20 protein-coding genes and 3 pseudogenes are annotated in these 23,680 nt (G+C 59.7%); 13 read left to right on the top strand and 10 right to left on the bottom strand.

Translation table 11 applies throughout. The features are described from left to right. Position 1: 1 nt before the first annotated feature. Positions 2 to 1,006, bottom strand: coding sequence for an Ldh family oxidoreductase (locus NL154_RS28185; RefSeq protein WP_430961028.1), 1,005 nt, complete (start codon positions 1,004 to 1,006; stop codon positions 2 to 4). 25 nt (positions 1,007 to 1,031) lie between these two features. On the opposite strand from NL154_RS28185, the gene NL154_RS28180 reads away from it, so the two are divergent. After that, positions 1,032 to 1,793 (top strand): GntR family transcriptional regulator, encoded by a 762-nt coding sequence (locus NL154_RS28180; protein ID WP_430961027.1) that lies wholly within the window; start codon positions 1,032 to 1,034, stop codon positions 1,791 to 1,793. Between the two features lie 147 nt (positions 1,794 to 1,940). Here the strand turns inward: NL154_RS28180 and NL154_RS28175 are convergent, their stop codons facing one another. The 3 genes from NL154_RS28175 to NL154_RS28165 all read right to left on the bottom strand — a co-directional run bounded on the left by NL154_RS28175 (position 1,941) and on the right by NL154_RS28165 (position 2,986). Next, positions 1,941 to 2,126 carry a hypothetical protein gene (locus NL154_RS28175; protein WP_430961035.1) on the bottom strand — a complete coding sequence of 62 codons (186 nt, stop codon included), beginning with the start codon at positions 2,124 to 2,126 and terminating at the stop codon, positions 1,941 to 1,943. Between the two features lie 136 nt (positions 2,127 to 2,262). Then, positions 2,263 to 2,637, bottom strand: coding sequence for a hypothetical protein (locus NL154_RS28170; RefSeq protein WP_069456843.1), 375 nt, complete (start codon positions 2,635 to 2,637; stop codon positions 2,263 to 2,265). Continuing rightward, a complete protein-coding gene (locus tag NL154_RS28165; RefSeq protein WP_069456842.1) occupies positions 2,624 to 2,986 on the bottom strand; it encodes a winged helix-turn-helix transcriptional regulator in 363 nt (120 codons plus the stop codon). Before NL154_RS28165 ends, NL154_RS28170 begins: the two co-directional genes overlap by 14 nt. Before the next feature lie 141 nt (positions 2,987 to 3,127). Between NL154_RS28165 and NL154_RS28160 the strand changes: the two genes are divergently transcribed. Further along, positions 3,128 to 3,967 (top strand): SDR family oxidoreductase, encoded by an 840-nt coding sequence (locus tag NL154_RS28160; protein ID WP_430962004.1) that lies wholly within the window; start codon positions 3,128 to 3,130, stop codon positions 3,965 to 3,967. Between the two features lie 360 nt (positions 3,968 to 4,327). On the opposite strand, the gene NL154_RS28155 is transcribed toward NL154_RS28160, so the two are convergent. Further along, positions 4,328 to 6,061 (bottom strand): methyl-accepting chemotaxis protein, encoded by a 1,734-nt coding sequence (locus tag NL154_RS28155; protein ID WP_434734548.1) that lies wholly within the window; start codon positions 6,059 to 6,061, stop codon positions 4,328 to 4,330. Between the two features lie 80 nt (positions 6,062 to 6,141). On the opposite strand from NL154_RS28155, the gene NL154_RS28150 reads away from it, so the two are divergent. From NL154_RS28150 to NL154_RS28125, 6 genes and pseudogenes are all read left to right on the top strand, one after another. Then, complete coding sequence (locus NL154_RS28150) at positions 6,142 to 7,413, top strand: hypothetical protein (protein ID WP_430962003.1); 1,272 nt, start codon at positions 6,142 to 6,144, stop codon at positions 7,411 to 7,413. A 436-nt stretch (positions 7,414 to 7,849) separates the two neighbouring features. Beyond that, positions 7,850 to 8,941 carry a type IV toxin-antitoxin system AbiEi family antitoxin gene (locus tag NL154_RS28145; RefSeq protein WP_430962002.1) on the top strand — a complete coding sequence of 364 codons (1,092 nt, stop codon included), beginning with the start codon at positions 7,850 to 7,852 and terminating at the stop codon, positions 8,939 to 8,941. Continuing rightward, positions 8,932 to 9,795 carry a nucleotidyl transferase AbiEii/AbiGii toxin family protein gene (locus tag NL154_RS28140; protein WP_430961021.1) on the top strand — a complete coding sequence of 288 codons (864 nt, stop codon included), beginning with the start codon at positions 8,932 to 8,934 and terminating at the stop codon, positions 9,793 to 9,795. Before NL154_RS28145 ends, NL154_RS28140 begins: the two co-directional genes overlap by 10 nt. A 418-nt stretch (positions 9,796 to 10,213) precedes the next feature. Further along, positions 10,214 to 11,374, top strand: coding sequence for an ImmA/IrrE family metallo-endopeptidase (locus NL154_RS28135; RefSeq protein WP_430961020.1), 1,161 nt, complete (start codon positions 10,214 to 10,216; stop codon positions 11,372 to 11,374). Continuing rightward, positions 11,371 to 11,865 carry a DUF4411 family protein gene (locus NL154_RS28130; RefSeq protein ID WP_430961019.1) on the top strand — a complete coding sequence of 165 codons (495 nt, stop codon included), beginning with the start codon at positions 11,371 to 11,373 and terminating at the stop codon, positions 11,863 to 11,865. The genes NL154_RS28135 and NL154_RS28130 overlap by 4 nt, the downstream gene beginning before the upstream one ends. 208 nt (positions 11,866 to 12,073) lie before the next feature. Next, positions 12,074 to 12,205: pseudogene (locus tag NL154_RS28125) on the top strand (helix-turn-helix domain-containing protein); the annotation flags it as partial. A 13-nt stretch (positions 12,206 to 12,218) separates the two neighbouring features. Here the strand turns inward: NL154_RS28125 and NL154_RS28120 are convergent. From NL154_RS28120 to tnpA, 4 genes are all read right to left on the bottom strand, one after another. Next, a complete protein-coding gene (locus NL154_RS28120; protein WP_028747203.1) occupies positions 12,219 to 12,515 on the bottom strand; it encodes a hypothetical protein in 297 nt (98 codons plus the stop codon). Continuing rightward, positions 12,515 to 14,146: an IS66 family transposase gene (gene tnpC / locus NL154_RS28115; protein WP_434734557.1), complete on the bottom strand. Its 1,632-nt coding sequence runs from the start codon at positions 14,144 to 14,146 to the stop codon at positions 12,515 to 12,517. Before tnpC ends, NL154_RS28120 begins: the two co-directional genes overlap by 1 nt. Positions 14,147 to 14,210: 64 nt before the next feature. After that, positions 14,211 to 14,558 carry an IS66 family insertion sequence element accessory protein TnpB gene (gene tnpB / locus NL154_RS28110; protein ID WP_028749098.1) on the bottom strand — a complete coding sequence of 116 codons (348 nt, stop codon included), beginning with the start codon at positions 14,556 to 14,558 and terminating at the stop codon, positions 14,211 to 14,213. Then, positions 14,555 to 14,926 carry an IS66-like element accessory protein TnpA gene (tnpA, locus tag NL154_RS28105; protein ID WP_430961194.1) on the bottom strand — a complete coding sequence of 124 codons (372 nt, stop codon included), beginning with the start codon at positions 14,924 to 14,926 and terminating at the stop codon, positions 14,555 to 14,557. The genes tnpB and tnpA overlap by 4 nt, the downstream gene beginning before the upstream one ends. Before the next feature lie 97 nt (positions 14,927 to 15,023). On the opposite strand from tnpA, the pseudogene NL154_RS28100 reads away from it, so the two are divergent. Next, positions 15,024 to 16,328 (top strand): annotated as a pseudogene (locus NL154_RS28100) (ISNCY family transposase); the annotation flags it as partial. 332 nt (positions 16,329 to 16,660) lie between these two features. On the opposite strand, the gene NL154_RS28095 reads toward NL154_RS28100, so the two are convergent. Beyond that, positions 16,661 to 17,824, bottom strand: coding sequence for an IS110 family transposase (locus NL154_RS28095; protein ID WP_430961210.1), 1,164 nt, complete (start codon positions 17,822 to 17,824; stop codon positions 16,661 to 16,663). 374 nt (positions 17,825 to 18,198) lie between these two features. On the opposite strand from NL154_RS28095, the gene NL154_RS28090 reads away from it, so the two are divergent. The 4 genes and pseudogenes from NL154_RS28090 (at position 18,199) to NL154_RS28075 (ending at position 23,655) form a co-directional block, all read left to right on the top strand. After that, positions 18,199 to 19,842 carry an MFS transporter gene (locus NL154_RS28090; RefSeq protein WP_430960513.1) on the top strand — a complete coding sequence of 548 codons (1,644 nt, stop codon included), beginning with the start codon at positions 18,199 to 18,201 and terminating at the stop codon, positions 19,840 to 19,842. A 752-nt stretch (positions 19,843 to 20,594) separates the two neighbouring features. Then, the gene (locus tag NL154_RS28085) at positions 20,595 to 21,128 is read left to right on the top strand and encodes a UPF0262 family protein (RefSeq protein WP_430960512.1); all 534 of its coding nucleotides are present in this window, start codon (positions 20,595 to 20,597) and stop codon (positions 21,126 to 21,128) included. Between the two features lie 771 nt (positions 21,129 to 21,899). Then, positions 21,900 to 22,714, top strand: a pseudogene (locus NL154_RS28080) (MFS transporter). Between the two features lie 203 nt (positions 22,715 to 22,917). After that, the gene (locus tag NL154_RS28075) at positions 22,918 to 23,655 is read left to right on the top strand and encodes a LuxR family transcriptional regulator (protein WP_430960511.1); all 738 of its coding nucleotides are present in this window, start codon (positions 22,918 to 22,920) and stop codon (positions 23,653 to 23,655) included. Positions 23,656 to 23,680: the final 25 nt, after the last annotated feature.

Genomic DNA, 23,680 nt, shown 5'->3' with positions numbered 1-23,680 from the left:
TTCATTCAGCAGCACCAAGGCCGGCTAGAACTTGAATTTGTTGCCAGACTTCCTCAGCAAGCGGCACGCCCTCCTTCAGGCGCTGGTCGCGACAGGCTCGCCCGCGCTCTCCAGGGATCACGACGGCCGGAAAGCCATCTGCTGGCTCCAACGCGCGGAGTGCCTCGAGATAGGCCTGCAGGTCCCGCTGCGGACCGTCGATGACAATGAATAGGTCTCCCTTGTTGCACACCGTCGTATCGTCGAGCGTTCCCGTGACGTCTCGCCCGATCGCGGCTCCGGCCAGGCTTGTCACAAGCAGCTGAAAGCCGAGACCCAAGGCGTATCCTTTTGCTTGACCGAAGGGAGCAATTGCCCCCTTCTTCGCGGCGGCCGCGTCTGTGGTGGGATTTCCGTTTTCATCCAGCGCCCAATGAGGGGGGATTGGCTGGCGCCGGTTGGCGTGATCGTGAATCTCGCCCATCGAAACAACACTCGTCGCCGTATCCATCATGAAGGGAGCACCACCCGTCGGCACGCCTATTGCGATCGGATTGGTCCCGATCATGGCCTTGCGCCCGCCCCAGGGATGAACAAGCGCCTCGCTCGTTGACAGTGCAATGATCGATAAACCGTGCTCTGCTACACGCTCTGCGTACCAGCCGAGCATCCCTATGTGATTAGAATTGCGGATGGCAGCGACGGCAATGCCGGTGACCTTCGCACGCTCTATCAATGAAGTAATCGCCCGGTTCGCGACGACCGGCCCAAGACCGCGCTGACCGTCGACGGCCAGAAACGCCTCCTTGCGCCATCTATGCTCGCCCCGGGCGTGCGGGTCCGTAACGCCGTTCTCAATCCGGCGAATGATGCGACTGAGGCGCAACAGCCCGTGGGAGGGTACCCCCCTCAAATCGGCTTCCAGCAAGAGATCAAGCTGTTCTGATGCGTGCTCTTCCGGTACGCCGGCGCGGTGGAGGGCCAGCCGGGCAACTTCGCGAATATTATCCACGGAAACCGTAATCATAGATCAAATCCGATCGGATATCTGATTGCATTTTCCGCACTATGTTGATAAGAAATTGCTGCGTCAAGAAGGAATTTTGAAAATGACGAATCGAAATGGTGAGCTGAAGAACGGCGACACAGGATTGCTACGGCGCCCCACCCGGCTCGGCGACGAGGTCTATGGAGCCATCTACTCACAGCTCATGTCACTAAAGATCCCGCCTGGTGGTCGCATTGCCGTCGACAATCTGGTGCGGGAACTCGGCGTCTCGCAAACACCCATCCGTGAAGCGCTTTCACGGCTTGAAGCTCAAGGGCTGGTGGTAAAGACGCACCTCATCGGATACAGCGCAGCGCCGCAGATGGATCTTTCGGGGTTGGAGCAGCTTTACGACCTTCGCATGCTGGTGGAGCCATTTGCGGCAGCCCAGGCGGCGAAGCTTATGTCTGACGAGGCCATCACATCGCTCGAGGCCATCGATTCGGATATGCGTCAGATCCGCAACGAGGATGCGCGTTCAGCCTACAGCCGCTTCGCGCAAAGCGACGGCGCCTTTCATGATGCAATTGCTGTCGGCAGCGGAAACGCACTTATTCATGAGGCGCTGGCACGTCTTCACACCCACGTGCATCTTTTCCGCCTCTATTTTCACACGCGGGCGACTTCCGATGCAAACAAGGAGCATGCGCGGATTCTAGCCGCAATCAAAGACAGGAATCCTAAAGGGGCCGAGGCGGCGATGAGAGATCATATCGAGCGCTCCCGCAAGCGATTCATGAAGTTCTTTACTGATGCCCAAGGCTGAGCTCAGCCTCTGCTGGAGGCTATAGAGTGCCGACAATATAGAGCCTTAATTTTCATACCATTCCTCAGGCCGGGCGTGGGATCTGTGCCGGGTGACGCGCCCAACACCCTGCCCCCCGTCCGCCGAAACAGCCGATGTCAGGTGACCTTATACTGCCGAGTGGCGTCTTCGCCTCCTCCTGAACGGTAGGACCGCTTCTGTGGCACATACCGCTTTCGATCTGCAAGGAAGGACGGTCCTTGAGGGGATCGCCGCAGGCAGCGTCTCCGTCTTTGCCACCAGCTTCTCGACCACGCCATCGACAATCTTCTTGTGGACAATTATCCGCTCCATCGACATGCGGATGTGGCCCGATTTCGTGATTGCGCCGAAAGTTGCCGCCTGAACCGCAGCAACCGGGTGACCGATCTTCGTTGAACGGGTGAAGCTCACCCGCCGCACCGCCGGATCAGCGACATCGCCCTGATGACTAGGCCAGGGACGGGGCGCTACCCCGAAATTTGAGAACAGCAGTATCGCCGCAAGCCAGCGGCACCGCAAGCGCCAAGACAACGACGATGACTCGTTCCAGGGCGCAATGCCCACAGTAGCGCCTGCAGGAACCATACTGCCATCGCCAGCGAAGCGGGCAGATCCGGAGGAATGACTTCGTTGTTGATCTGGAACGCCATTGCAGCAGCTTCTTCAACATGTCAGCTGCGAGGCACACGTTGAAATCGGCCCATACCTGGGTCGCGCCGATCTCGGCCTTCATCACATGGGCAAAATCGGTATCCCAAGCGCCGAAGCCTGCGGGAGTAAAATGCAAAGGCTGAAGCAAAAGCCCGGCGTTATGCACGGGCATCATAGGCCTGCTGGGCAGCCAGCACGGCATCCATATTGTGCTCCGCCCAATGTGCCAGCGCCGAAACGGTTTCTGTCAGTGTCCGCCCAAGAGACGTCAGCGTATATTCCACCGTCACCGGTACCGTCGGAAAAATCGCCCTTGAGATCAGGCCGTCACGTTCCAGCTTCTTCAGCGTCTGGGAGAGCACTTTCTGGGAAATGCCCTTTATATCCCGCCTGAGATGGTTGAAGCGTACCGGCTCGCCTTCCAGCCGGTCAAGGATTAGAAGCGCCCATTTATCCGCCAGCCGGTCAAGAACGAGCCGCGTCGGACACCGGTCTTCAAAAACATTATAGGCGTGCTTCATCTTTGTTTTTCCTTTGCTTTCGTCTCAACGGTTTCCTTGAAGTAACCACGTGACCCGAAAGTGCCCTCTTTCTTTCAGTGCAATCGGACTCTATCTATCTATCAGAAACAAGGTTTCCAATAGATACTAAGGAGATTGTTAATGAAAGGCAAGATTCTCGTTCTCGGCGCAACCGGGAATGTCGGCACGCCCCTCGTCAAGGTACTCCAGGCCAAGGGTTACGCAGTCCGCGCCGCTTCGCGTTCCGGCAAGTCAGTGGAGGGCGCTGAAGGCGTCGTGTTCGATTTCGCCAACCCGGCGACCATCGCACCAGCCTTCGCCGACGTCGATGCCGCCTACGTCATGCTGCCGACCGGATACGTCGATTCCAAGGGCCTGCTGTTGCCGGTGATCGCGGCCGCCGCCGCCGCCAACGTCAAAGTCGTTTTTCAGAGCGTACTCGGCGTCGATGCCGATGACAGTATCCCTTACCGCCAGGTTGAGATCGCACTCGAAAAAACCGGCGTTCCCTACGTCATCCTGCGTCCGAACTGGTTTGCCGACAACTTCCACACATTCTGGAAGGCCGGCATCGACCACGGCGAGATCGCCGTTCCGGCTGCAGACGGGAAGTCCAGCTTCATCGATGCGCGCGACATCGCCGAAAGCGCAGCAGCGGCCCTGACAACCGAGAAGTTCGACAACAGAGCCTTCAACCTGACAGGCCCCGAAGCTCTCGGCTACGCCGAGGCGGCCAAGCTCATTTCGGCGGCAATCGGGAAAGACGTCGCCTACAATCCCCTCAACGACGAAACATTCATCGGCATTCTGACCGACGTAGGCGTACCGGCCGATTACGCCTCGTTCCTCGCATCGATTTTCTATCCGGTCCGTGAGGGCTGGACTGCCCTCGTCACCGCTGACGTCGAGGTGCTGACCGGAAGGCCGGCACGCAGCCTCGAAACCTACGTCCAGGACAACATCACCCTCCTTATGGCCTGATCCGGCAGCTAGTGTAGTCGCGGCTATGGCATCTGAAGAGCAAGAGAACGGAAGTACTTAATCGACACCAGTCTCACTGGAAGTGTTCCGCGCCCAACGTTTGTCGTGGCGAAGCTTGCTCGCGCTGCGGGAGACACCCGCCAGAGGGGTTTTACGCCGGCATACAAGAGGATCTCATGGATGCTGTCTTCGGACCCAGCAGGCGCCTCACCTTGTCGGAGCGTCATCTTCCCGTTTTGCCACTCGACAAATCGTGCGGAACTCCAGTCGAGCAGGAGCTATTCAAGTTCTTCGTTAGTCAATACTCGCAGTCCCAGAATCTGATTCGTAAGAGCTGCATTGATAGTGACCGCACCGGAATTATTGCCCCGGTGCAATCACTTCGTCCGGGGCGTCGGCAGTTTTGCTATCGACGGCGAGAGCGTTTGCAACCACCGCAAGCATGCGCCGAGCCGGTGAGACCCTTGGCGCCCCGCCCGGCTCCGTCATCCCTTCATTTGCAAGCGAAGCGCTCCTCTTATTTTCTAGTTGGAAGCCCGAAACGATACCGCGAAGGCGCCTTACCTCGTTGGCCAGTGCAACACTGGCGGCGGTGGATTCCTCCGCCATGGCAGCATTTTGCTGTGTCACATCATCCATCTGGTTGACGGCCCGGTTCACCTCGGCAAGCGCCACCGACTGATCGTTGGCCGACGCTGCCACCGCGTCCAGCTGGCTGTTGATCCGCAGGATTTGACTTTCGATTAGTTCGAGGACCTCGCCGGTGTCGCGAACCAATTGCACACCATCGGTGACCTCGAGCGCAGAATTGTGTATGAGGTCCTTGATGTCTTTAGCCGCCAAGGCGGACCGTTGGGCTAGTTCACGAACCTCCTGGGCGACAACGGCAAACCCCTTGCCGGCCTCTCCTGATCGCGCCGCTTCCACGCCGGCGTTCAGCGCCAATAGATTGGTCTGAAACGCAATCTCGTCGATGACGGAAACGATATTTGTTATCTCAGCGGACGATTGCTCAATCCGCTGCATCGCCGACACTGCCTTGCGGACGACTTCGGCGGATCGCCGCGCTGATCTATTTGCCTCGACCGCCAGCTCACGCGCCTCGTCGGTGCGCTTAGAGGATCCGACGACATTTTGCGTGATCTGATCAAGCGCCGCTGCGGTTTGCTCTAGCGTGGCCGCCTGTTGCTCGGTGCGCCTGAAAAGATCCTGCGCGCTCTGCGCCAGCTCATGAGCACCGGCGTCAATCGATCCCATCGCGGAAGAAACCGCGTGCAAACTGCCGGAAAGCTGGCCAACCGCTGCATTGAAGTCGGACCGCAGCGTCTCGAAATCCTCGGCAAACGGGTTCTCCAGCCTGAAGGCAAGATTGCGATTTGCCAGCTGCTGCAATGCCTCGGCCAGTTCAGCGGTCGTCGCAGCGAGCGTTTGAGCCCGGATACGCTCCGCTTCAGCCGAGCGAGCACGATCCTTCTCAGCCGTAATTCGACTGGCCTCGACGCTCTCCTCGAGCTCGCGCGCCCGCAGTTCATTATCCCTGAAGACCTGCACGGCCCGGGCCATCGCGCCAATCTCATCGCGCCGGTCGGCCCCACGAACCGTTGCAGCCAGGTCTCCGCTGGCAATCACTTTCATCGTCTCGGCTATTGCCCCGATTGGCTTTACCAGCCAGGAGCGGACCGCTAAGAACCCGAATGCGGAGACAAGAAGCAGAGCGAATGCGGTTGCCCCCAGCGTCCAGACCGACGTCGTCCTGACGGCTTTGGTAACGTCGATCCGCTTCTGCTCCGACGCCGTCGCCATGTGGTTCGCAACGGCGATGAAGCGCGGCGATATTGCCGCAAACGCAGGCTGGCACAAGCTCAGGAACAGCTGCTGGACCGTGGCAAGCTCGGCTTCGCTTGCCCCGCGCCCCACGGCGATTGCGGCGCCACAGGTATCGTTTAGCAGCGAGAAGCCGTCCGATTTCAGCTGCGGAAGTTCGGCACTCCCGGGTGCAGCAGCGATCGCTTGATCCATTGATTTCAAAAAACTCGTCTGCGCATCCTTGAGAGCCGCCTCAGGCCTCGCCCTCGCCTCCTTCGCCCGCGTCATCATCATATCGCTGATGCTCGACCGCGCGCGGCCTCAAGGCTTCGGTTCGCCTGAGTCAGATAAAGAGTGGCCGCCGCATCTTGGTTGAGCAGGTCGCTATAAAGAAGCTAAAGAGCGCGCACGCTGCAAACGCCACACTTGCCGCGCTGGATCGCGAGCGGGCGACGCTTGCGGATACCGCGGAACGCCGGGCGCTTTCGCTGCAGAATGCGGGGCTGCCGACGTCTGTTTCTGCCGGCGAGTTGAGTCTGCAGCGTGCACGCCTCGACATCGCCGACGCACTTGCCGCCCTTGACGAAGAGATTGCGCTCGTTCGAACCATGCTTCCTACGGAGGCGGCGCAGTTCGTATTTGACCAAGCACCGCTATCTGACCTGGTCGAACGCGTCTCCGCTCAGATCGGCGCACGCGATCATGTATTGCAGCTTCATTTGGCGGGACTGGCCCGCGAGAGCGAGGACGCCGCAACGCAGCGGGATCGGCTGCGCGCGGAATATGCCGGAATCCAGCAACGCTTGCGGGACTGTCGGGAGCAGCTAGCGGCGAAGGGAAGCGAGCTAGGCGAACTCCAAGCCTTGTGGGACATCGCCGCACCGGAGCAGCCGTGGAGCGAGGCGGCATTTTTACGGCTCAAGACAAAATTGACGGATGAGCAGGACAAGCTGGCCCGCGCCGACGCGCATATCCAAGCGGCGCGAGCGGCCTGGACAGCTGAAGCGCGCCGTTTGCAGTTGGTCGAGCTTCGCGCCACCATTAAGCCCGCGGAGGACCAGCTTGCGCGGATGACCGCGCGTATTGCTGCTGCAACGCGTGCGCAGGCGTTGTTCCAGGATACCTACACCACGGTCAGCAAGCGGCAGGTCCGAGATCTTGCCAAGGTCGTAAACCCGCTGTTCGCGCGAATGCACGCCAACCGGGTCTATGATCGCATCAATCTCGGCGAGGACAGCGAGTTCCTTCATTGGTTGGCCCACGCTGGCGACGCGCAGCTCGACCCGGGCAAAGACTTCAGCCAAGGACAGCGACAGGACCTGGCTCTCGCACTTTTCCTGGCGCGTGCGCGGAGCCTCGGCGGAACGTTCTTCCTCGATGAGCCGGTGGCCCACCTAGATGATCTCAACCGCGTCGGTCTGCTTGATATTCTGCGCACCACAGTGCTCGAAGAAAGCCAATCGGTTAACATGGTCATCACGACTTCCAGCCGAGCCTTGGCGCGTCATCTTATTGAGAAGTTCGCCAACATCGGCTTAGTCGAAACGCCCGAGGGGCGAGTGCACCCGCTCAGTGTCATCGAACTTGATGGAAACAGCAGAAGCGGGGTTCAGCTAAGCAATATCTACCCCCTCGTTTAGTTGCCAACGCGGTCAACTTGCGCGCACTTCCTAAACGCTGGGACGCGGCAACGCCATTAGTTTCTCGTCTTTTTAAGCCATCGCGGGAGCGACCGAGCGGCGGCTTTCAGGATGAGCGTTGACGCATCTCAATGGCTGACATGGGGGCGCAAAGACGCCGGTACCCGCACTTCGCTTCGATGATTCTTGGAACTGCAGACCACACCCTACGAAATCAGATCAGTTGATGTGAAAGGAATCGAACCGCTGGCACGTCCGCTGCTTTAGCTAAGCCTCTGATACATTGGCTATTACGTAGCATGGGCGCGAGCAGACTGCGGCAATTTCACTGAAACCCACCATTTCACTGACCAGTGAAATGGTGCGGCATCCTGAAATCAGTTGCCAATTTCACCAAAATGGTATATTTCACTCTCCAATGAAATCCTACAAACGAGTGAAAGAGATCGAATACAAGATGGCTGACGCACTGCGCCAGCAGCTAGAACGGATTCCGTCGCTGGAAATCGAGTCCATCAACAACGACTGGGACATGAGCACCAGCCGCAATATGCCGCTGGCGCGCCCTGATATTCTCGCGCATGTCAAAATGGCAGACCATATAGTTACGCTGGTCTGCGAGGTTAAAGAGCCAGCATACCCGCGTCAGGTCCGAAGCGCGATTGATCAGCTCTATGCCTATATAACGAGATATCGGCTCCAAGAGGATGCCGATGTCGTTGTGCCCATCGTCGCGGCCTCGTGGCTATCTCCCGAGTCCCGCGAGATCTGCGCGGAGGCGGGAATGAGCTGGCTCGATCTTGCCGGCAACTGCCGGATAGCCTTCGACGGCGTCTATATCGAGCGGGAAACAGCTGACAAACCGAAGCCGGCGGCGCGCAACTACCGTGCCGTCTTTTCGCCGAAGGCGGGACAGGTACTGCGCACGCTTTTGCGCGATCCTACACGAGCCTGGAAGGTCAATGACCTTGCCGGGGCCTCAGACGTCAGCCTCGGCCATGTGAGCAATGTCCGATCGGCACTTCGCGATAGGGAGTGGGCAAAGGTCGATGATGAAGGCCTTCACCTGACCGCTCCTGACGCGTTGCTAGATGCCTGGCGCGACTCCTACGAGCCGGTCCGTGGTAAGCGGTCGTTCTGGTACAGTGTCCTCCATGGGCGCCAGTGGGAGGAGACGCTTCGCGAAGCGTTGGACCGGCCCCACATTGCAGGGCACGCGATGCTTGGTGGTCTTTCGGCAGCGCAGTGGCTCGCTCCCTATTTGCGCGGCAGCATGACGACGCTCTATGCAGATCCGGCAGTCATGCCGGAACTGATCGAGGCGCTGAAGCTGAAGCCATCGAAGAGCGGCGCCAATGTCGAAGTCGTCGAACCGGATGATCTGGCCATTCTGAAGGAGCGTGTCAAGATTCCCGGAGCGCCACCCGTAACCTCACCGGTCCTCACCTATCTTGACCTTTCGCATCTCGATGATCGAGGGCGCGAGGCTGCTGAACATCTGCGAGAAAAGTTGCTAAAATGGCATTAGCGCCTGATCCACAGTCCGCCGCCGACTACACCGACCGCGTCAGCGACGCGGTCAAATCCGCGCTCATGGAGATCGGGCAGATCCTTGGGAGCTTCGAGGGTAAATTCGCCGTTGTCGGCGGAGCGGTGCCGTGGCTGCTTCTGGAAGCCGACGACATGCTGCACGTCGGCACGATCGACATTGACCTGACGCTGGACGCGGAGGCGCTTGGCGACGGCGAGTATGTGCGGTTGGTCGAAGCCCTCATGGGCCATGGTTACGCGCAGAGCGCGGAGCACCGGCGGTTCCAGCTGGTTCGCACGATTAACGTGGCCGACGGGGGGCCGCCCGTTGACGTCATTGTCGACTTCCTGATGCCGCGCGATGCTGAGATCGAGAAGAACATACCACCTCTTTTGTCGGAATTCGCGGTGCAGCGCGCTTCAGGTGCGGAGCTCGCCGTGCGCTTTCATCAGCTGACGGCGATCGAAGGCGAGATGCCTGGCGGTGGGCATAATCGCGTGCAAATCGCCGTCGCCTCGATACCAGCGCTGCTTGCCATGAAGGGCCATGCACTCATGCGCCGCCACAAGCGGAAAGACGCCTATGACGTCTACTATTGCATCCGCAACTACGACGGCGGTCCCGAGGCGCTTGCGGAGGTCTGTCGTCCGCTGCTCGACATCAAGGACGCCCTCGAAGGCTATATGGGAATCGCGGAGAAATTCGCAAAAGAGGATATGATCGGACCGGTATGGGTGCGCCAGTTCGTCGAGGGAACGCCCCATATCGGCGAACGCACGCCGGAGCAGTGGCAGACTGATGCTTTCGGTCAGGTACACACTTGGATGACCGCGCTCGGGCTGACCAAATGAAAGTCGTCCGGCTGTAGCGGCCCCCCCAATCACCGAATTTCGTGCTTCATCACAATAGTCGGACGGGCTGCAAACTCGGGCCCCATACGGTATTGCAGTTGAAGGGATACGAACCGCAAACCCGTGATTCGTAGAAGGCGCATAACGATGGACCTATGCTATAGAGCGGGTTCTGGACCGTCGACGCGATGCTGACCAGCCGCTTGCTAATTGAATTTGGGGGAGAAACGCCACACATTTCATTCGGCGCGGTTTCATCCGACATCGAGCAATCTTCGTTAGTGGTTCTAACAAGCGCTTACCGATTCGTAGCTCCCCGCCTTGGAAAGCTTTATTCTTGTGCGAAAGTTTCGCATAAGATTTCGTTACCAAATTCCGATATGTACGAGATGGCATATACTCGCAGGCTCCGCACCCTATGACCGACGCAATGATCAACGAGAAGGTTCTGGCTTGGGCGGTTGAACGCGCCAAGATCCCGCTCGACGTCGTCGCGAAAAAGGTCAACGTGAAGCCGGAGCGCATCGCGACCTGGATCGAGGGCGAAGAACGCCCGACCTTCCGCCAGGCACAGAGCCTGTCTAGCGCGCTGCATATTCCGTTCGGATACCTCTTCCTGAAGGAACCTCCGGAGGAAAAGCTTGCGATTCCAGATCTTCGAACCGTTGGCGGCGACCCAGCCCGTAAGCTCGATTTAAACTTCCGCGACCTCCTGAATGACGTTCTCTTCAAACGCGACTGGTTCCGTGATTTCATCCAGGATCACGCCGGCCGCGAACTGGAATTCGTCGGAAAATACACGCTCAAGGATAGCGCCGAGACTGTCGCCGCCGACATGCGAAAGTCTCTCTACGGTGAAGGAGGGCCGCCGCAGTCCGGCAATTGGGAAGAGCACCTACGCATGCTCATCGACAAAGCTGAGGCGGCCGGCATCTGGGTCATGCGCAACGGGATCGTCGGCAGCAACACCCGCCGCCCGCTTTCCGTCAGCCAGTTCCGTGGCTTTGCCATCAGCGACAAAGTCGTTCCGCTGATCTTCATCAACGGAAAGGATGCCAAGGCAGCGCAGATCTTCACCTTTGCGCACGAACTCGCGCATATTTGGCTTGGCGAAAGTGGCGTTTCCAACGTCCAGCTGGGCGACGCGAATTATGGCGTCCACCAGAAAGTCGAACGCAAGTGCAACGAGATCGCCGCGGAGTTCCTGATTCCCGCGGCCGGTTTCTCGGCACAATGGCGCGCAGCGGACAGCCTGTCGGACAATGCCGACCGGCTGTCTCGCATCTACAAAGTCAGCCGCATCGTCATCGTGCGGCGCGCGCTCGATCTCGGCTTGATAGATCAGGCGAGCTATTCTCGTTTTTACACAACCGAAGTCGCGCGGTGGAGCGATATGCCGGCAAGCGAGGGCGGGAGCTTCCACAATAACCTGCCCTTGCGCAACGGGTTGCGTTTTACGCGTGCGGTCGTTAATCAGGCGGTCGGCGGCGGGTTGCTTCTGCGCCATGCAGCATCCTTGTTGAACGCCCAGCCGACGGCGATCCTCAGCTATCACAAGAATGGTCGCCAGACGCAATGAAGTTTCTGCTCGACACGAACGTCTTCATCGAGGCGAAGAACCGATATTACGCATTCGACATCTGCCCGGGCTTCTGGGACTGGATGGATGCGGTCTGCGACGGCGACGTCGCGTCAATCGTCAGTGTTCGCGACGAGATGACCGGCGGGAATGACGAACTGGCGGACTGGGCTAAGGACCGGAAGGATGCCGCCTGGTTCCTGGCCGTCGATGACCTTGACACGCAAGGCAATTTCGCCGAGATCGTCCAGCACGTGGCAACGGCCCACTATAGCGAGTCGGCCGTTGCAAAATTCCTGGACAGCGCCGATTCTCTGCTGATCGCCAAGGCCCGTTCGATCGACGCCACCGTAGTCACGCATGAACTGCCCAACCCGGAGTCGAAGAAGCGCGTCCTGATCCCGGATGTCTGCCTGGTCTTCGACGTTCCGTTCATGAACACATTTGAAGCGCTCCGCCAATTCTCCGCAAAGTTCGTTTGGTCGGCTTAACTTCCATGCCCGGCATGCCATGAGACGGAAACCGATATTCCCGTCGATACATTAGGCGATATGTTATTGTAAGGGCTATTTAGTAATGCGACAGTTGGGCCAGTTAGAGATGCGACAGTCTCGCCTCTCGACGTGCTGGTCAATACCAACGTTGGGAGCAAGGATGACGACTTCAGCCTGGTGGAGACCATGAGCGTTCGGAGTCGTGATGTCCTGTTTGATCACCATGTCGCAGAGAGAATTGCATCGCCTCGAAGTCATCCAGAAGATCCGCGACCGGCGCCTGAGCGTCGTCCAGGCGGCTGAACTGCTCGATCTCAGTCGAAGCCAGGTCCATCGTAACGGACCGATTGTTACCGCGGAGATTTCGCTTTGAAGCGGGCGACCAGCTCCTCGTCGTCGACAAAGCTATCGAGGAAGTCGTTCCATTCGTCGGTTGAACGGCGAGCGTAGGAGAGCATCTGTTCCAGTTCCTCCATGCCGTCGTCTGTCAGCGCGGTGATGGATTCGTCCTCCCCGTTATAGACGCTGATGATGCTGCCGTAGGTCAGGTTATCATCGTTGGAGATGATTGCCCGGAGAAGCTCCGGATCCTCGCCGAGAATTTCAGCGACATATTTGATCGTGCGGACATAAGTGATTGTTGCCATCAGGCTGCCTCGGCGCAGATGGTGACGACAGGCGACCAATTCCAGGGAAGCAGTTCGTCGAGGCGATTGATCTTGTGATCGTGGATGCGGTCGAGCAGATCGGCCAGATAGGCCTGCGGATCGAGGCCATTCATCTTGGCCGTTTCGATGATCGTCATGGCACGCGCCAGGGTCTCCGCCCCCGTGTCGGCTCCTGCGAAGAGCCAATTGCGTCTTCCAACTCCTATCGGACGCAGGGCTCGCTCAGCGGCATTGTTGTCGATGGCGACACGACCGTCGTCCAGGAACAGGCAGAGCGAGGACCACCGGCTCAGGCCATACCGGAGAGCTGTCGCCAAATCGCTCTTGCCCGGAATACGGGGCAATTGCGCTTCGGCCCAGACACGCAATGCTTCTACCTTTGGCTTGCTGAGCTTCTGGCGCGCGGTAAGGCGGACATCGGCAGGCTGACCCGCGATGTCGCGTTCGATGTCGTAAAGCGCGCCGATACGGTCGAGGGCCTCGCGCGCGATCACGGATTTGTTCGAGGTCCAGATATCATGGAAGTCACGTCGCCAATGCACCCAGCAGGCCGCCTCACGGAAGCGCCGTTTTCCGTCCGTATTGGGTTCGTAGAGTTTTCCGTAGCCTTTGTAGCCGTCTGCCTGAAGGATGCCACTTGCCTGCTTGAGGTGACGATGGACGTGCTCTTCCTTCCAGTCGGGAGCAAAATAGTAGACCGCACCAGGCGGGGCTGCGCCCGCCCATGGACGCTGATCTCGAACATACGTCCAGATCCTGCCTTTCTTCACGCCTTTGCCTAACCCCCTATCGCGTAGCGAGCGATCCAGCACACGGATCGGGGTATCGTCGGCATGGAGGAGGTCACTACCCATGATCGCGGCCTCAATCCGCTCGATCAGAGGCTGAAGCACCTGCATGGCACGACCACACCAATCGACCAGCGTGCTATCGGGGATATCGGCGCCCATGCGGGCGAAGATCTCGTTCAGACGATACAATGGCAGATGGTCGTCGAACTTCGAGACCAGGATGTGAGCCAGAAGTCCAGCCCCCGCCATGCTGCCCGGTATCGGACGGCTCGGGGCCGGCAATTGCACCATCTTCTCGCAGCACCGGCAGGACTTCTTCAATCGAGCGACCTCGACGACCTTCATCTGCGCCGCGATCATGTCGAGGATTTCGCTTACGTCTTCGCCAACAAGGCGCAGTTCACCACCGCAATCGGGGCAGCAGGTGCCAGGATCGAGTTCTTTGCGCTCGCGAGCCGCCTTTTCCGATACCCGCGAACGACGGCGCATAATCCTTTCGGGCGTGCTTGCCACAGGTGCGGCAGGCACGGCCTCATCGACCTCATCGACCTCATCGAGCGGCTTCGTGCCGCTTTCCGCCGCGGCGATTAGAAGATCCTCGAGCGCCAATTCCAGCTGCTGGATTTCCCGTTCGATCTTTTCCGAGGACTTGCCGAAGACCTGTTTCTTCAGCTTGGCGATGCGCAGCCGCAGGGACTGGATCAACTGGTCATGCACCTGCAATGTCGCCGACATCTTCGCATTTTCCGCCTGCAAGACGGCGATCATTGCCTTCAGGAAGGCCGGATCATCGGGAAGATTTTGGGGCGCGCTCGACATGAACCTGACTACCATAGGTCAGGGCGAGTATCCATAAAAACAAGCAGATTCAGTGGAGATAAATTCAACCGACACGCGCCGGCGGCGCGCCCCAGTTCGGACGTCGCCAATCGATCCCTTCCCAAAGCATGGCCATTTGCGCCGTTGTCAGCCGGGCCGTTCCATCTGCTGCTGAAGGCCATGGAAACCGCCCCTTCTGCAAAATTTTGTAGTACAGGCAGAAGCCCTGCCCATCAAAATAAAGCAGCTTCAAACGATCGCCACGCCTGCCGCGAAAGGCGAAGACCGCGCCGCCTGTCGGCTTCTGGCGCAATACATCCTGCGCAAGCGCAGCCAGGCCCTCTATTCCTTTGCGCATGTCCGTGATCCCGCAGGCCAGGTACACCCGCACGCCGGTCCCTGGTCCGATCATGCCGCCTCCACCGCCCGGATAAGTCGCTTCAGGGTGGCGCCGTCCACAGCGCTGTCGAACCGAAGGCTGCGACCGCAGATCAATCGCAACTCGATCATCCCAGGCGGGTCTTGACGGTCTCCGCAGACCTCGATCTGCACGGCATTCATGTCCACCGGGACAAACACCGCATTCGCAGAAGACGACAAAAGTCCCTGCTTCTTCAGCTCACTACGCCAGGTGTAAATCTGCTGGCGCGTCACATCGTGTCGCTGCGCAACCTCAGTAACCGTCGCCCCCTCGATCCCAACCGACATGACAATCTCGAGCTTCTGTTCGTCGCGCCACCGGCGCCGACGTTCCTGCCCAAGAATCTCGACACGCAGCACATACCTCGCCCAAGACACGTCGCTAACGACGTCGTTAAACACGTGTCTTAGGCCATCAAGGCTTTATCCGGCAGGCGGTGCCAATCGGGCGGTTACGGTCCATCGGCTGCTGCAGGCCTATCAACGGGATGGTCCGGCCGGTCTTGTTTCTAAGAATCGATCCCGACCGAGCAATCGGCGCCACAGCGAGGATTTTCGCAATGCGGCGCTGGATCTGATCCGCGAACGCTATCTGGATTTCGGTCCGACGCTGGCGCGCGAGAAGCTGATCGAACTGCATCAGATTTCGGTCGCCAAGGAGACGCTGCGCCAATGGATGACCGAGGCTGGCATCTGGATCTCGCGGCGCGAACGTAAGAAGCGGGTTTTCCAGCCGCGCGGCCGGCGGGATTGTCTCGGCGAGCTCGTCCAGATCGATGGCTCGCATCACTGGTGGTTCGAGAACCGCGGCCCCAAGTGCGCCCTGCTCGTCTACATCGACGATGCTACCGGCAAGCTCTTACATCTGCGGTTTGCCGGATCGGAGAACACGTTCGATTACTTGCATGCGACGAAGGCCTATCTGCAGCAATGGGGCAAGCCTCTGGCGTTCTACAGCGACAAGCATGGTGTCTTTCGTTCGATCCATGCGTCGGAGAAAGACCGGACGAGCGGCCTGACGCAGTTCGGGCGAGCGCTTTATGAGCTCAACATCGACATCATCTGCGCCAACACCCCGCAGGCCAAGGGACGCGTCGAACGAGCCAATCAGACGCTGCAGGATCGGCTGGTGAAGGAACTGCGGCTTCGCGGCATCGACACGATCGAGGCCGCAAACCTCTATGCACCGGCGTTTATCGAGGATTTCAATGTCCGTTTTGGCAAACCGCCGCGCAATCCGAAGGACATGCATCGTCCTGTGGCCGATCATGAGAACCTCGATGGTGCCATGTGCCGGAAGGAGGTCCGCACGCTGTCGCAGTCCCTGACGCTCCGCTACGACAAGGTCTTGTTCATTCTCGATCCGACGGAGCTTTCCAGGCCCCTGGCGGGTAAGAAGGTCGTCGTTTGCGACTACCCGGACGGCCGCCTCGAGATCATGCACGAGAGTTTTACCCTGCCCTACAGAACCTTCGACTCATTGCGGTCGATCCACCGGCCGGAGGTCGTCGAGAACAAGCGTTTGGACGACATGCTTTCGATCGTCGCTGAGCTGCAGGCTGGACGGGAACTGCAGCGCAGTAAAAGCGGCCCTCGCCGCACCGGTCAGACGGATCATATGTTTGGGATACCGGATGGCAGCCAGGGAAATGGTTATCAGAAGTGTGGCCGCAAGCCCGGCCGGCGGACGGACTTCATGAACGATCCGGAGGTGATTGCCAAACGACAGAAGGCGCTGGCGCGGATGGAAGCTGCGGAATGAATGGTGAGGGACATAGTCTCAAAGCTCACATGAGGATTTCGCCGTCAAGATCAATCATAGTTTCATAGCGTGCCCCTTCGATTTCGTATCGAACCCATGGTCTGAGCCACCTTGCTTGACGCGGCACGTTTCCGTCACCGGTTCAAACTCACATACGGTCGCCGTTTTGTCCGGCAGCACCATTATCCCGCTTGCGTAGCGGCAAGGCTCAGGAGAACGGGACCAATCTAAAGCGCGGCATTTGAAGCCCGACTTTGCGGCGGTTCGCTCACCTGGATCCGCCAGGAGTGATCAGTCCTGGAAGATTTGTGTGTTCGGCAATTTTTTGGTCGTCAGGCGGTCTTCATGACAGCCCCCTCGATGACAACACCCGCAGTGACAAACTTCCACAGCGCGATAAGGAGTTTGCGCGCCAGGGCAACTATCGCGGCTTTCTTTAAGCGTCCACCATTCGACTGAACCCGATCCACAAACCAACGGCTGAGCGCTGATGCTGGCTGATTGCGTAGCCACAACCAAGACAGTTGAATCATCGTGGTGCGCAGCCGAGGGTTTCCTGCTTTTGAGACACCCTGTTCGTGGTCGATGGTCCCGCTCATCCATGGGGTCGGTGTCAAACCTGCATAGGCGGTCTGCCGCCGATTATCAAAATGCCGGGACAGGGCTTCGGTCCAAAGAACGGCGGCAAATTCAGCGCCAACACCCTTCAAGGACAGCAGCATCGCTGCGGGCGAGGTTGCCTCAACCGCTGGCTGCTCGGACGTCGATAGGAGAGAATTACGCTCGCTCTCCACTGCAGCGATCTGTTCTAGCAGCAACTCGAGACGGTCGAGTTCGCGATTGATTTGAGCCTTCAGGTGTTTCGGTAACTCGCGCCCATCTCCGGTCTGGAGCTCCTCCAGCCGCTGACGGCGATCCTTACGGAGCGGTTGATAGCCGCTGACGCCTTGAGCAAAGAGTAGCCCCTTCACGCGATTGACATGGCTGACCCGTTCAGCAATCAAAACTTTGCGTTCCCGGCAAATCCGACGCCGATCTTCGTCCTTCGGATCTGGCGCTCTGACCATCGCACATACGCGTGGCTCGCCTCGCTTGAACGCGAGCAATGTGCGCGTCAGAGCCTCTCCATCGATCTTGTCGGTCTTCGCACGCCGACGTCGACGGGAGGTAGCGATAGAAGCTGCGTCAACAACGTAACTCTCGACGCCGTGAGCCTCCAGCACGCGATGTATCCAGAAGCCGTCCAGTCCCGCCTCTTGGATCGTCACGATGGGAAATGACTTCCCTGTTCTCAACCGCGCCTTCTGTTGTAGCTGCTGAAAGCGATCCAGCAGCTCGCCGACATTGCCACCGGCCACTACGTGCTTCGACATCTTCTCGCCACTACCCGGCGACAGCGAAGTAACCAGCCAGGTCGATCGGCTTAGTTCCAATGACACAAAAATTGCGCCAAGATCAGTGCGGACAGCGGTTGGATGAATGGATGCAGGTTCCATAAACTGCTCCTCCTGAGCGAGTGTTTTGATGCAGCCTCACTCTGCCAGAGCATCGGCCGCTGTTCACTCCTCATGGGATCTAAAGCCGAAGGGGTGCGTCTCACCCGCCCCGCTCCTCCCTTGCAACCCGGCTCAGCCGGTCGGATCGGGGGCTGAGCGTCAGTGCCAGCGTCGCATTTCTAATCGGTTGGCAGAGTCACATTCCTAATCAGCTTTGACAGTTATAACGTAACGATGTGAACACACTACCTACCCGCGGTATATGCCGGTTTCCTGCATCGGCTGACCGCATAATGGAGAAATCCGCCCACCGACACCAGATATTCTGCTGCATCGCAGCAAGGCGTTAGGAGCCTGGAAAGACAAGATAAGCAATGCAGCGCGACGATCCGCATCCGGCCGTTTCCACGACCCTGGCTCCGCTCCGGAACCGGGCGTTTCGTGCGATCTGGTCGGCGACGCAGATCTCCAGCCTCGGATGGCTGATCCAGACGACGGCGATCAGCTGGCTGATGGCGACGATCTCGGCCTCCGATCTGATGGTGGCGCTCGTGCAGGCCTCGTCGACACTGCCGGCCTTCTTCCTGTCGATCCTTGCCGGCGCCATCGCCGACAGTTTCAGCCGGCGCGGCGTCATGCTCGCCGGACATTTCCTGATCGCGCTTGCATCGATGACGCTGGCGGTGTCCGTTGCGCTCGGCCTTGTCAGCCCGTGGCTGATCCTCGGACTGGGGTTCCTGGCCGGATGCGGCTTTGCGCTCAACGATCCGGCCTGGCACGCCTCCGTCGGCGATATCCTGGAAAAGCGCGACATTCCCGCGGCGGTGACGCTGATGTCGATCGGCTATAACATCGTTCGCAGCACCGGTCCTGCCATCGGTGGCGCGATCCTTGCCTTCTTCGGCCCGCTTGCGGCCTTCGTGCTCGCGGCGCTGAGCGATCTGGTGCCGCTTGCTGCGATCTCCCGCTCGAAATGGCACGTGCGCTCGTCCTCGCTGCCGCGCGAGCGTGTCACGATCGCCATTCACGACGGGTTGCGCTTTACCGCGATGTCCTCGGAAATCCGGGCGGCGATCGTGCGCGGGACCCTGTTCGGCGTGGCCAGCATTTCCATCCTCGCGCTGCTGCCGCTGATCGTCCGCGATCATCTGACCGGCGGACCGATTGTTTACGGCGCACTGCTGGCGGCGTTCGGCATCGGCGCCTTCAGCGCCGGTTTGAGCAGCAGTCACCTGCACCGGATCGTGCCGCAGGACCGGCTGATCGCGCTTGCCGCGGTCGCTTGTGCCGCGTGCTGCTTCCTGCTCCCCTTGACGACGTCGATCCCGGTAGCGGCGCTGGCGCTCGCCATTGGCGGCGCGGGATGGCTTTTAACCTGGACCGGTGTCGACGTCGCGATCCAGCTGTCGAGCCCGCGCTGGGTCGTCGGCCGTACGCTGTCGATCTATTACGCCCTCTCCTATGGCGGCATGGCGGCCGGCAGCTGGATCTGGGGCTTTATCGCCCAGACCTATTCGCTGACCATGGCATTCCAGGGGGCCGCGGTGGTCCTTACGCTGGTGGCCGCCGCCGCATTCGTGCTGCCGATCGAATTGTGGGACGAAGCCGAGCAGGAAGCTTCCGATTTCGAACCTCCGGCGCTTGCGCTCGACCTGGAGCCGAGAAGCGGCCCGATCGTCGTGAAGGTGGACTATGTCATCGCCGAACAGGATCACGATGCCTTTCTCGCCTGCATGCGCAAGCGCCGGCGCATTCAGAGCCAGGCGGGAGCACGCAACTGGACGCTCCAGCGCAATCTCCTGACCCCGACCCTTTGGACGGAAACGTTCCGCACGCCGACCTGGACGGATTATCTGCGGTTGAACCACCGCCTGTCGGCCACCGATCAGGAGCTCGGCGCTGAGCTTGCGGCGCTGCATGACGGAGAAGCCGCCCCTCAGACCGTGCTGACGATCGAGCGCTCGACCACCCCGTCGCGCGCACGCAGCCAGCCGATAGCCCGCGTATCGCGGCCGTGAGGAGCAGTTGAGATGCGGCAGACGGTCAACAGACAGCAATCCTTGCATCGCATGTTCGGCGGCGGCTCTTTGGCTGGCCTGGCGACGAGCATCCGTCGTCAAGGCCGGTCCGCACAAGCTCCTGACCTGCGCTTGGCTTTTACCCCAGCCGCGCAGGGTACCTCGGCTGCCGCCGATCAGGTCCCGACGGCAGCCGACTTTCCCTGGATCTGCAGCGGTATCCCTGGCACCGCCCGGCAACGAATACGAACGGCTATCGCGGTTCGCCCGGGAATTCCTGCAGGACATGTTTCCAGCCGACTTCTCCTTCGCCCAGCCTCCCAGGGCGGCGTGGCTGTCGCCGACGGCGTTCCGGCGGCAGCCACGTTCTGTGGGTCTACGCACAGCCCAAGGCTTGCTGCCAGCGGCACGGACAACATGGCGACGCATTCCGCCGGGCGCCCCGTCGCGGCCGGATATGGTTCAACCCTCAGTGCGGCACGTCTTTCCCCGCCCTCTCAGGGTCGCTTGGCTGCCGTTGAACATCCTTCAACGGCAGCGATTTTTTTGACGAAACCTGCACTTTCCAGCAACTTTTGCAAGACACGGCAGGCCGGTCGCACAGGCGGACCCCGGTCTGCCGTAACCCCGGAGGGAACCGCGACGCCGGTCCCCCGGGGTAATTCGGCTGCCGTTGGCTCTCGCGGCCGACGGCAGCCCCCTCTATCCCGACCGTGTTTGACGCATGTGGCGCCGAATGGCGGAGGCGCGACATGAAGGCGGCCACGGTCTCTAAAGCCTCACCATCCGGCGCGCGGCTCTGCGCCGTCTCGCTCGATGGCTCCTTTCGTGTTCAGGACGATCCGCATCTCAAGCGGGAACAGGCGATTGCGATCTTCGATCTCCTGAACGAGAACAGTTTCGCTCCCGTCGGCCATGACGGCGGCCCCTACCGCCTCGAGCTCGCACTTGTCGACCGCCGTCTGGTGATGACGATTTTGCTTGACGACGGCGAGCATATCGTGAGCCATCATCTGTCGCTGACGCCGTTTCGCCGGCATCTGAAGGACTATGCCCTCATCTGCGACAGCTTCAACGACGCCGCCGGCCGCGCCAGTCCGGAGAAGATCGAGGCGATCGACATGGGGCGCCGCGGCATCCACAACGAAGCGGCCGAACTGTTGCAGGCGCGTCTCGCCTCAAAGGTCGCCGTCGACATCGACACCGCGCGGCGGCTGTTCACCCTGATCCATGTGCTGCTGATGAGCAGCCAGCCGCATGGCGGACACTTGCGGAGGTTGGCATGATGCTTCCGTCCGCAGTCCCGTCCTGCGGTGGCGGTCTCATGACCTGAAGACAGAAAGCAGAGGAGGTGGGCAATAACTGCGGCAACTGATGACAACATCCGAGGACAACTGGCACCACTGAAGAATCCGCTGTTACTAGGATTTCCTCGCGTCTCTGATCTCAAACCTCTGCAGCTCGAAGCCGCGCTATAACCAGCCGGGCGTCTCACCGATGAGACTTTTTTTCGCTTTCGATACATGAACAACAGGATCTGGAAGCACAGCTTTTGCGGAACCGACTGATTTTCAGGCGCTACCGCAGGGCGAGTTAGCTGGCCTGGTTTTTGCTCCATCTCCCGCCCAAGCTGTCCTTTCCTTGGCGGGATGGGAACAGGCGCATTTTCAGGTATCGGCGCCAAAAGGTTCAACGTGATGTGTTCTAACTCACTGCCCAAGGACTTTTGATTGCAACACTTGCTGGACAAGATGACCGACCTCACCGCAATTGCGGCAGCGAGGAGAGCCTCAAGGCGGGCCTTGCGAATATCACCGAGCATGCCGTCTACACGGCCCATGCCTACATCTATATTCGCACCGGCTACATTAAAGTCATCTCCAACGACAATGGCGGATGGCAAAGCACCTATTTCGAGAGGAAGCATACGCCCATTCATCCGGCGGCGTTCATGCTGATGTCGGCCGGCAACAAAACGGGGCGCTGTGACGGTGCGGCGCTGGGCGGCTTCATCGTCGTCGGCGCCTTCGGCGGGTCCGCTCGCCGGTGGCCTTCTGATGGCCGGCTTCGGCACTGGTGCACTTGTCGCCGGGCTGGCAAATCAGCCTCTCCGGCAGAGCTTCGCGCAGGAACGAATCTTCGTTGCTGCCTGCATCGCCTGCGCGACCTGTGCACTGTCGTGGGAGTTTGCCGCGTCGCTCGCGCTTGGCGGCGCCGGCTGGGTAACGGCGTTATCGGTCCTCGGCGTCAACGTGCAATTCGCCAGTCCGCGCTGGGTGGCGGGGCGGACCATCTCGATCTACAGCGCCGTCACCTATGGCGGCATCGCCGGCGGCAGCTGGCTCTGGGGCACGCCGAGACTCATTTGCTTTTCTCTGCGCTCACAGCTTCCGCCGTGGCGTCGCTGTTCGCCGCCGCCTCGGGTGTCAAGCTGCCGATCAGCAACCGTGTCGACCCGGCACTGGAACCGTCCGGGTCGTTCGTTGTGCCGGCGATCGCGCTCGATCTCGAGCCCAAAGACTGGCCGATTCTGGTCACCATCGAATATTCCATTGCGCACGACAATGCCAATCAGTTCATGGACGTCATGCGCAGACGTCGGCATGTGCAAAGCCGGGCTGGGGCAAGGCAATGGACGCTCACCCGCGATGTCAGCGAACCCTCGCGCTGGCTCGAGACCTACCGCACACCGACCTGGACGAACGATCACCGACTGCATCACCGTCTGACGGCGGCCGACAAGCAACTGGACCAGGAACTAGCGGATCTCGCCCCAGACGCCCAGCCGCCGAAAGTCACCATTCTCGTTGAACGCCCGCCTGACGCCGCCCGCAAGCCGGCTGCGCTCGTTTCCTCTGTTTTGCAGAAGTGAGCAACGCAATGGATAACGGCCGCCCCCTGCGACGCCACCCGCGCGTAGCGCAGCTAAGGATTTCCAAATGCAATATTTTCGGCCCTCGCACTGTCGGTTGACGGCCGGTGTCGCCGAACCTCCTTCCCGGCGAAGCGCTGCCTCTCGCGTCAACGTCCAAAGAAGGGCGTCCCACAGGACGCTCGTGTTGTGGAGATTTTCTTATGCAGACAAACGAATCCGCGCTGCTTCGTATCACTTCCGCCGGCATTGAAGGCGCACCCACCGTCGACGAGGCGATCAGAATTGTTCAGGCGAACTATGGAGTCGACTTTGTCACTTATCATCTCGCCCAGACCATCGCAGGCGCGGTGGACACACCCTTTGTCAGGACCACCTATCCCGATCCGTGGGTGGCACGCTACCTCCTGAAGGACTTTGTCAAAGTCGATCCTATCCTGCACGAGGGTCTCGTTCGGCAGTTGCCCTTCGATTGGCGCGAAGTTGAAATCCCGGAGGCCGCGCTGGCATTTTATGCCGACGCTATAACGTTCGGTCTTGGCGAGAACGGGTTCTCGATTCCGGTCGTCACCAAGTCGCGCCGCGCGCTCTTTTCGCTGAACTCCAAAAAACCAGACCGCGAATGGAGTGCCCTCGTCGTGGAGCAGCGCGAAGAATGGGTCGAGCTCGCCTTTCTCATCCACAAGAAGGCGGTCCGTGAACTTTATGGCGAAGACGATCCGGTTCCTTTGCTAGGGGGCCGCGAGGTCGAATGCCTGCACTGGGCCGCGCTTGGAAAGGAAGCTCCCCAAATCGCCGCCATTCTCGGCCTGTCAGAGCACACCGTTCGTTCCTACCTCAAATCGGCACAACTAAAACTGGGATGTGCGACCAGATCAGCCGCAACCGCACGCGCTGCACAACTGCGCCTGATCAATCCCTATGGCAATACCTACACTTGAGGGTATCAGGTTGCGGACATTTTCT

The organism is Rhizobium sp. YTUHZ044 (genome assembly GCF_051123975.1).
Taxonomy (GTDB): domain Bacteria; phylum Pseudomonadota; class Alphaproteobacteria; order Rhizobiales; family Rhizobiaceae; genus Rhizobium.
This window is presented reverse-complemented; position numbering and strand designations above follow the sequence as displayed.

Bases quoted from the DNA above. Each gene is read 5' to 3' on its own strand.
- NL154_RS28085 (WP_430960512.1), top strand. From the start codon at position 20,595: ATGAAGGCGGCCACGGTCTCTAAAGCCTCACCATCCGGCGCGCGGCTC.
- NL154_RS28130 (WP_430961019.1), top strand. From the start codon at position 11,371: ATGAAGTTTCTGCTCGACACGAACGTCTTCATCGAGGCGAAGAACCGA.
- NL154_RS28135 (WP_430961020.1), top strand. From the start codon at position 10,214: ATGACCGACGCAATGATCAACGAGAAGGTTCTGGCTTGGGCGGTTGAA.
- tnpB (WP_028749098.1), bottom strand. From the start codon at position 14,558: ATGATCGGACCAGGGACCGGCGTGCGGGTGTACCTGGCCTGCGGGATC.
- NL154_RS28165 (WP_069456842.1), bottom strand. From the start codon at position 2,986: ATGAAGCACGCCTATAATGTTTTTGAAGACCGGTGTCCGACGCGGCTC.
- NL154_RS28095 (WP_430961210.1), bottom strand. From the start codon at position 17,824: ATGGAACCTGCATCCATTCATCCAACCGCTGTCCGCACTGATCTTGGC.
- NL154_RS28175 (WP_430961035.1), bottom strand. From the start codon at position 2,126: ATGGAGCGGATAATTGTCCACAAGAAGATTGTCGATGGCGTGGTCGAG.
- NL154_RS28090 (WP_430960513.1), top strand. From the start codon at position 18,199: ATGCAGCGCGACGATCCGCATCCGGCCGTTTCCACGACCCTGGCTCCG.
- NL154_RS28120 (WP_028747203.1), bottom strand. From the start codon at position 12,515: ATGGCAACAATCACTTATGTCCGCACGATCAAATATGTCGCTGAAATT.
- NL154_RS28075 (WP_430960511.1), top strand. From the start codon at position 22,918: ATGCAGACAAACGAATCCGCGCTGCTTCGTATCACTTCCGCCGGCATT.
- NL154_RS28185 (WP_430961028.1), bottom strand. From the start codon at position 1,006: ATGATTACGGTTTCCGTGGATAATATTCGCGAAGTTGCCCGGCTGGCC.
- NL154_RS28155 (WP_434734548.1), bottom strand. From the start codon at position 6,061: ATGACGCGGGCGAAGGAGGCGAGGGCGAGGCCTGAGGCGGCTCTCAAG.
- NL154_RS28160 (WP_430962004.1), top strand. From the start codon at position 3,128: ATGAAAGGCAAGATTCTCGTTCTCGGCGCAACCGGGAATGTCGGCACG.
- NL154_RS28170 (WP_069456843.1), bottom strand. From the start codon at position 2,637: ATGCCCGTGCATAACGCCGGGCTTTTGCTTCAGCCTTTGCATTTTACT.
- tnpC (WP_434734557.1), bottom strand. From the start codon at position 14,146: ATGTCGAGCGCGCCCCAAAATCTTCCCGATGATCCGGCCTTCCTGAAG.
- NL154_RS28140 (WP_430961021.1), top strand. From the start codon at position 8,932: ATGGCATTAGCGCCTGATCCACAGTCCGCCGCCGACTACACCGACCGC.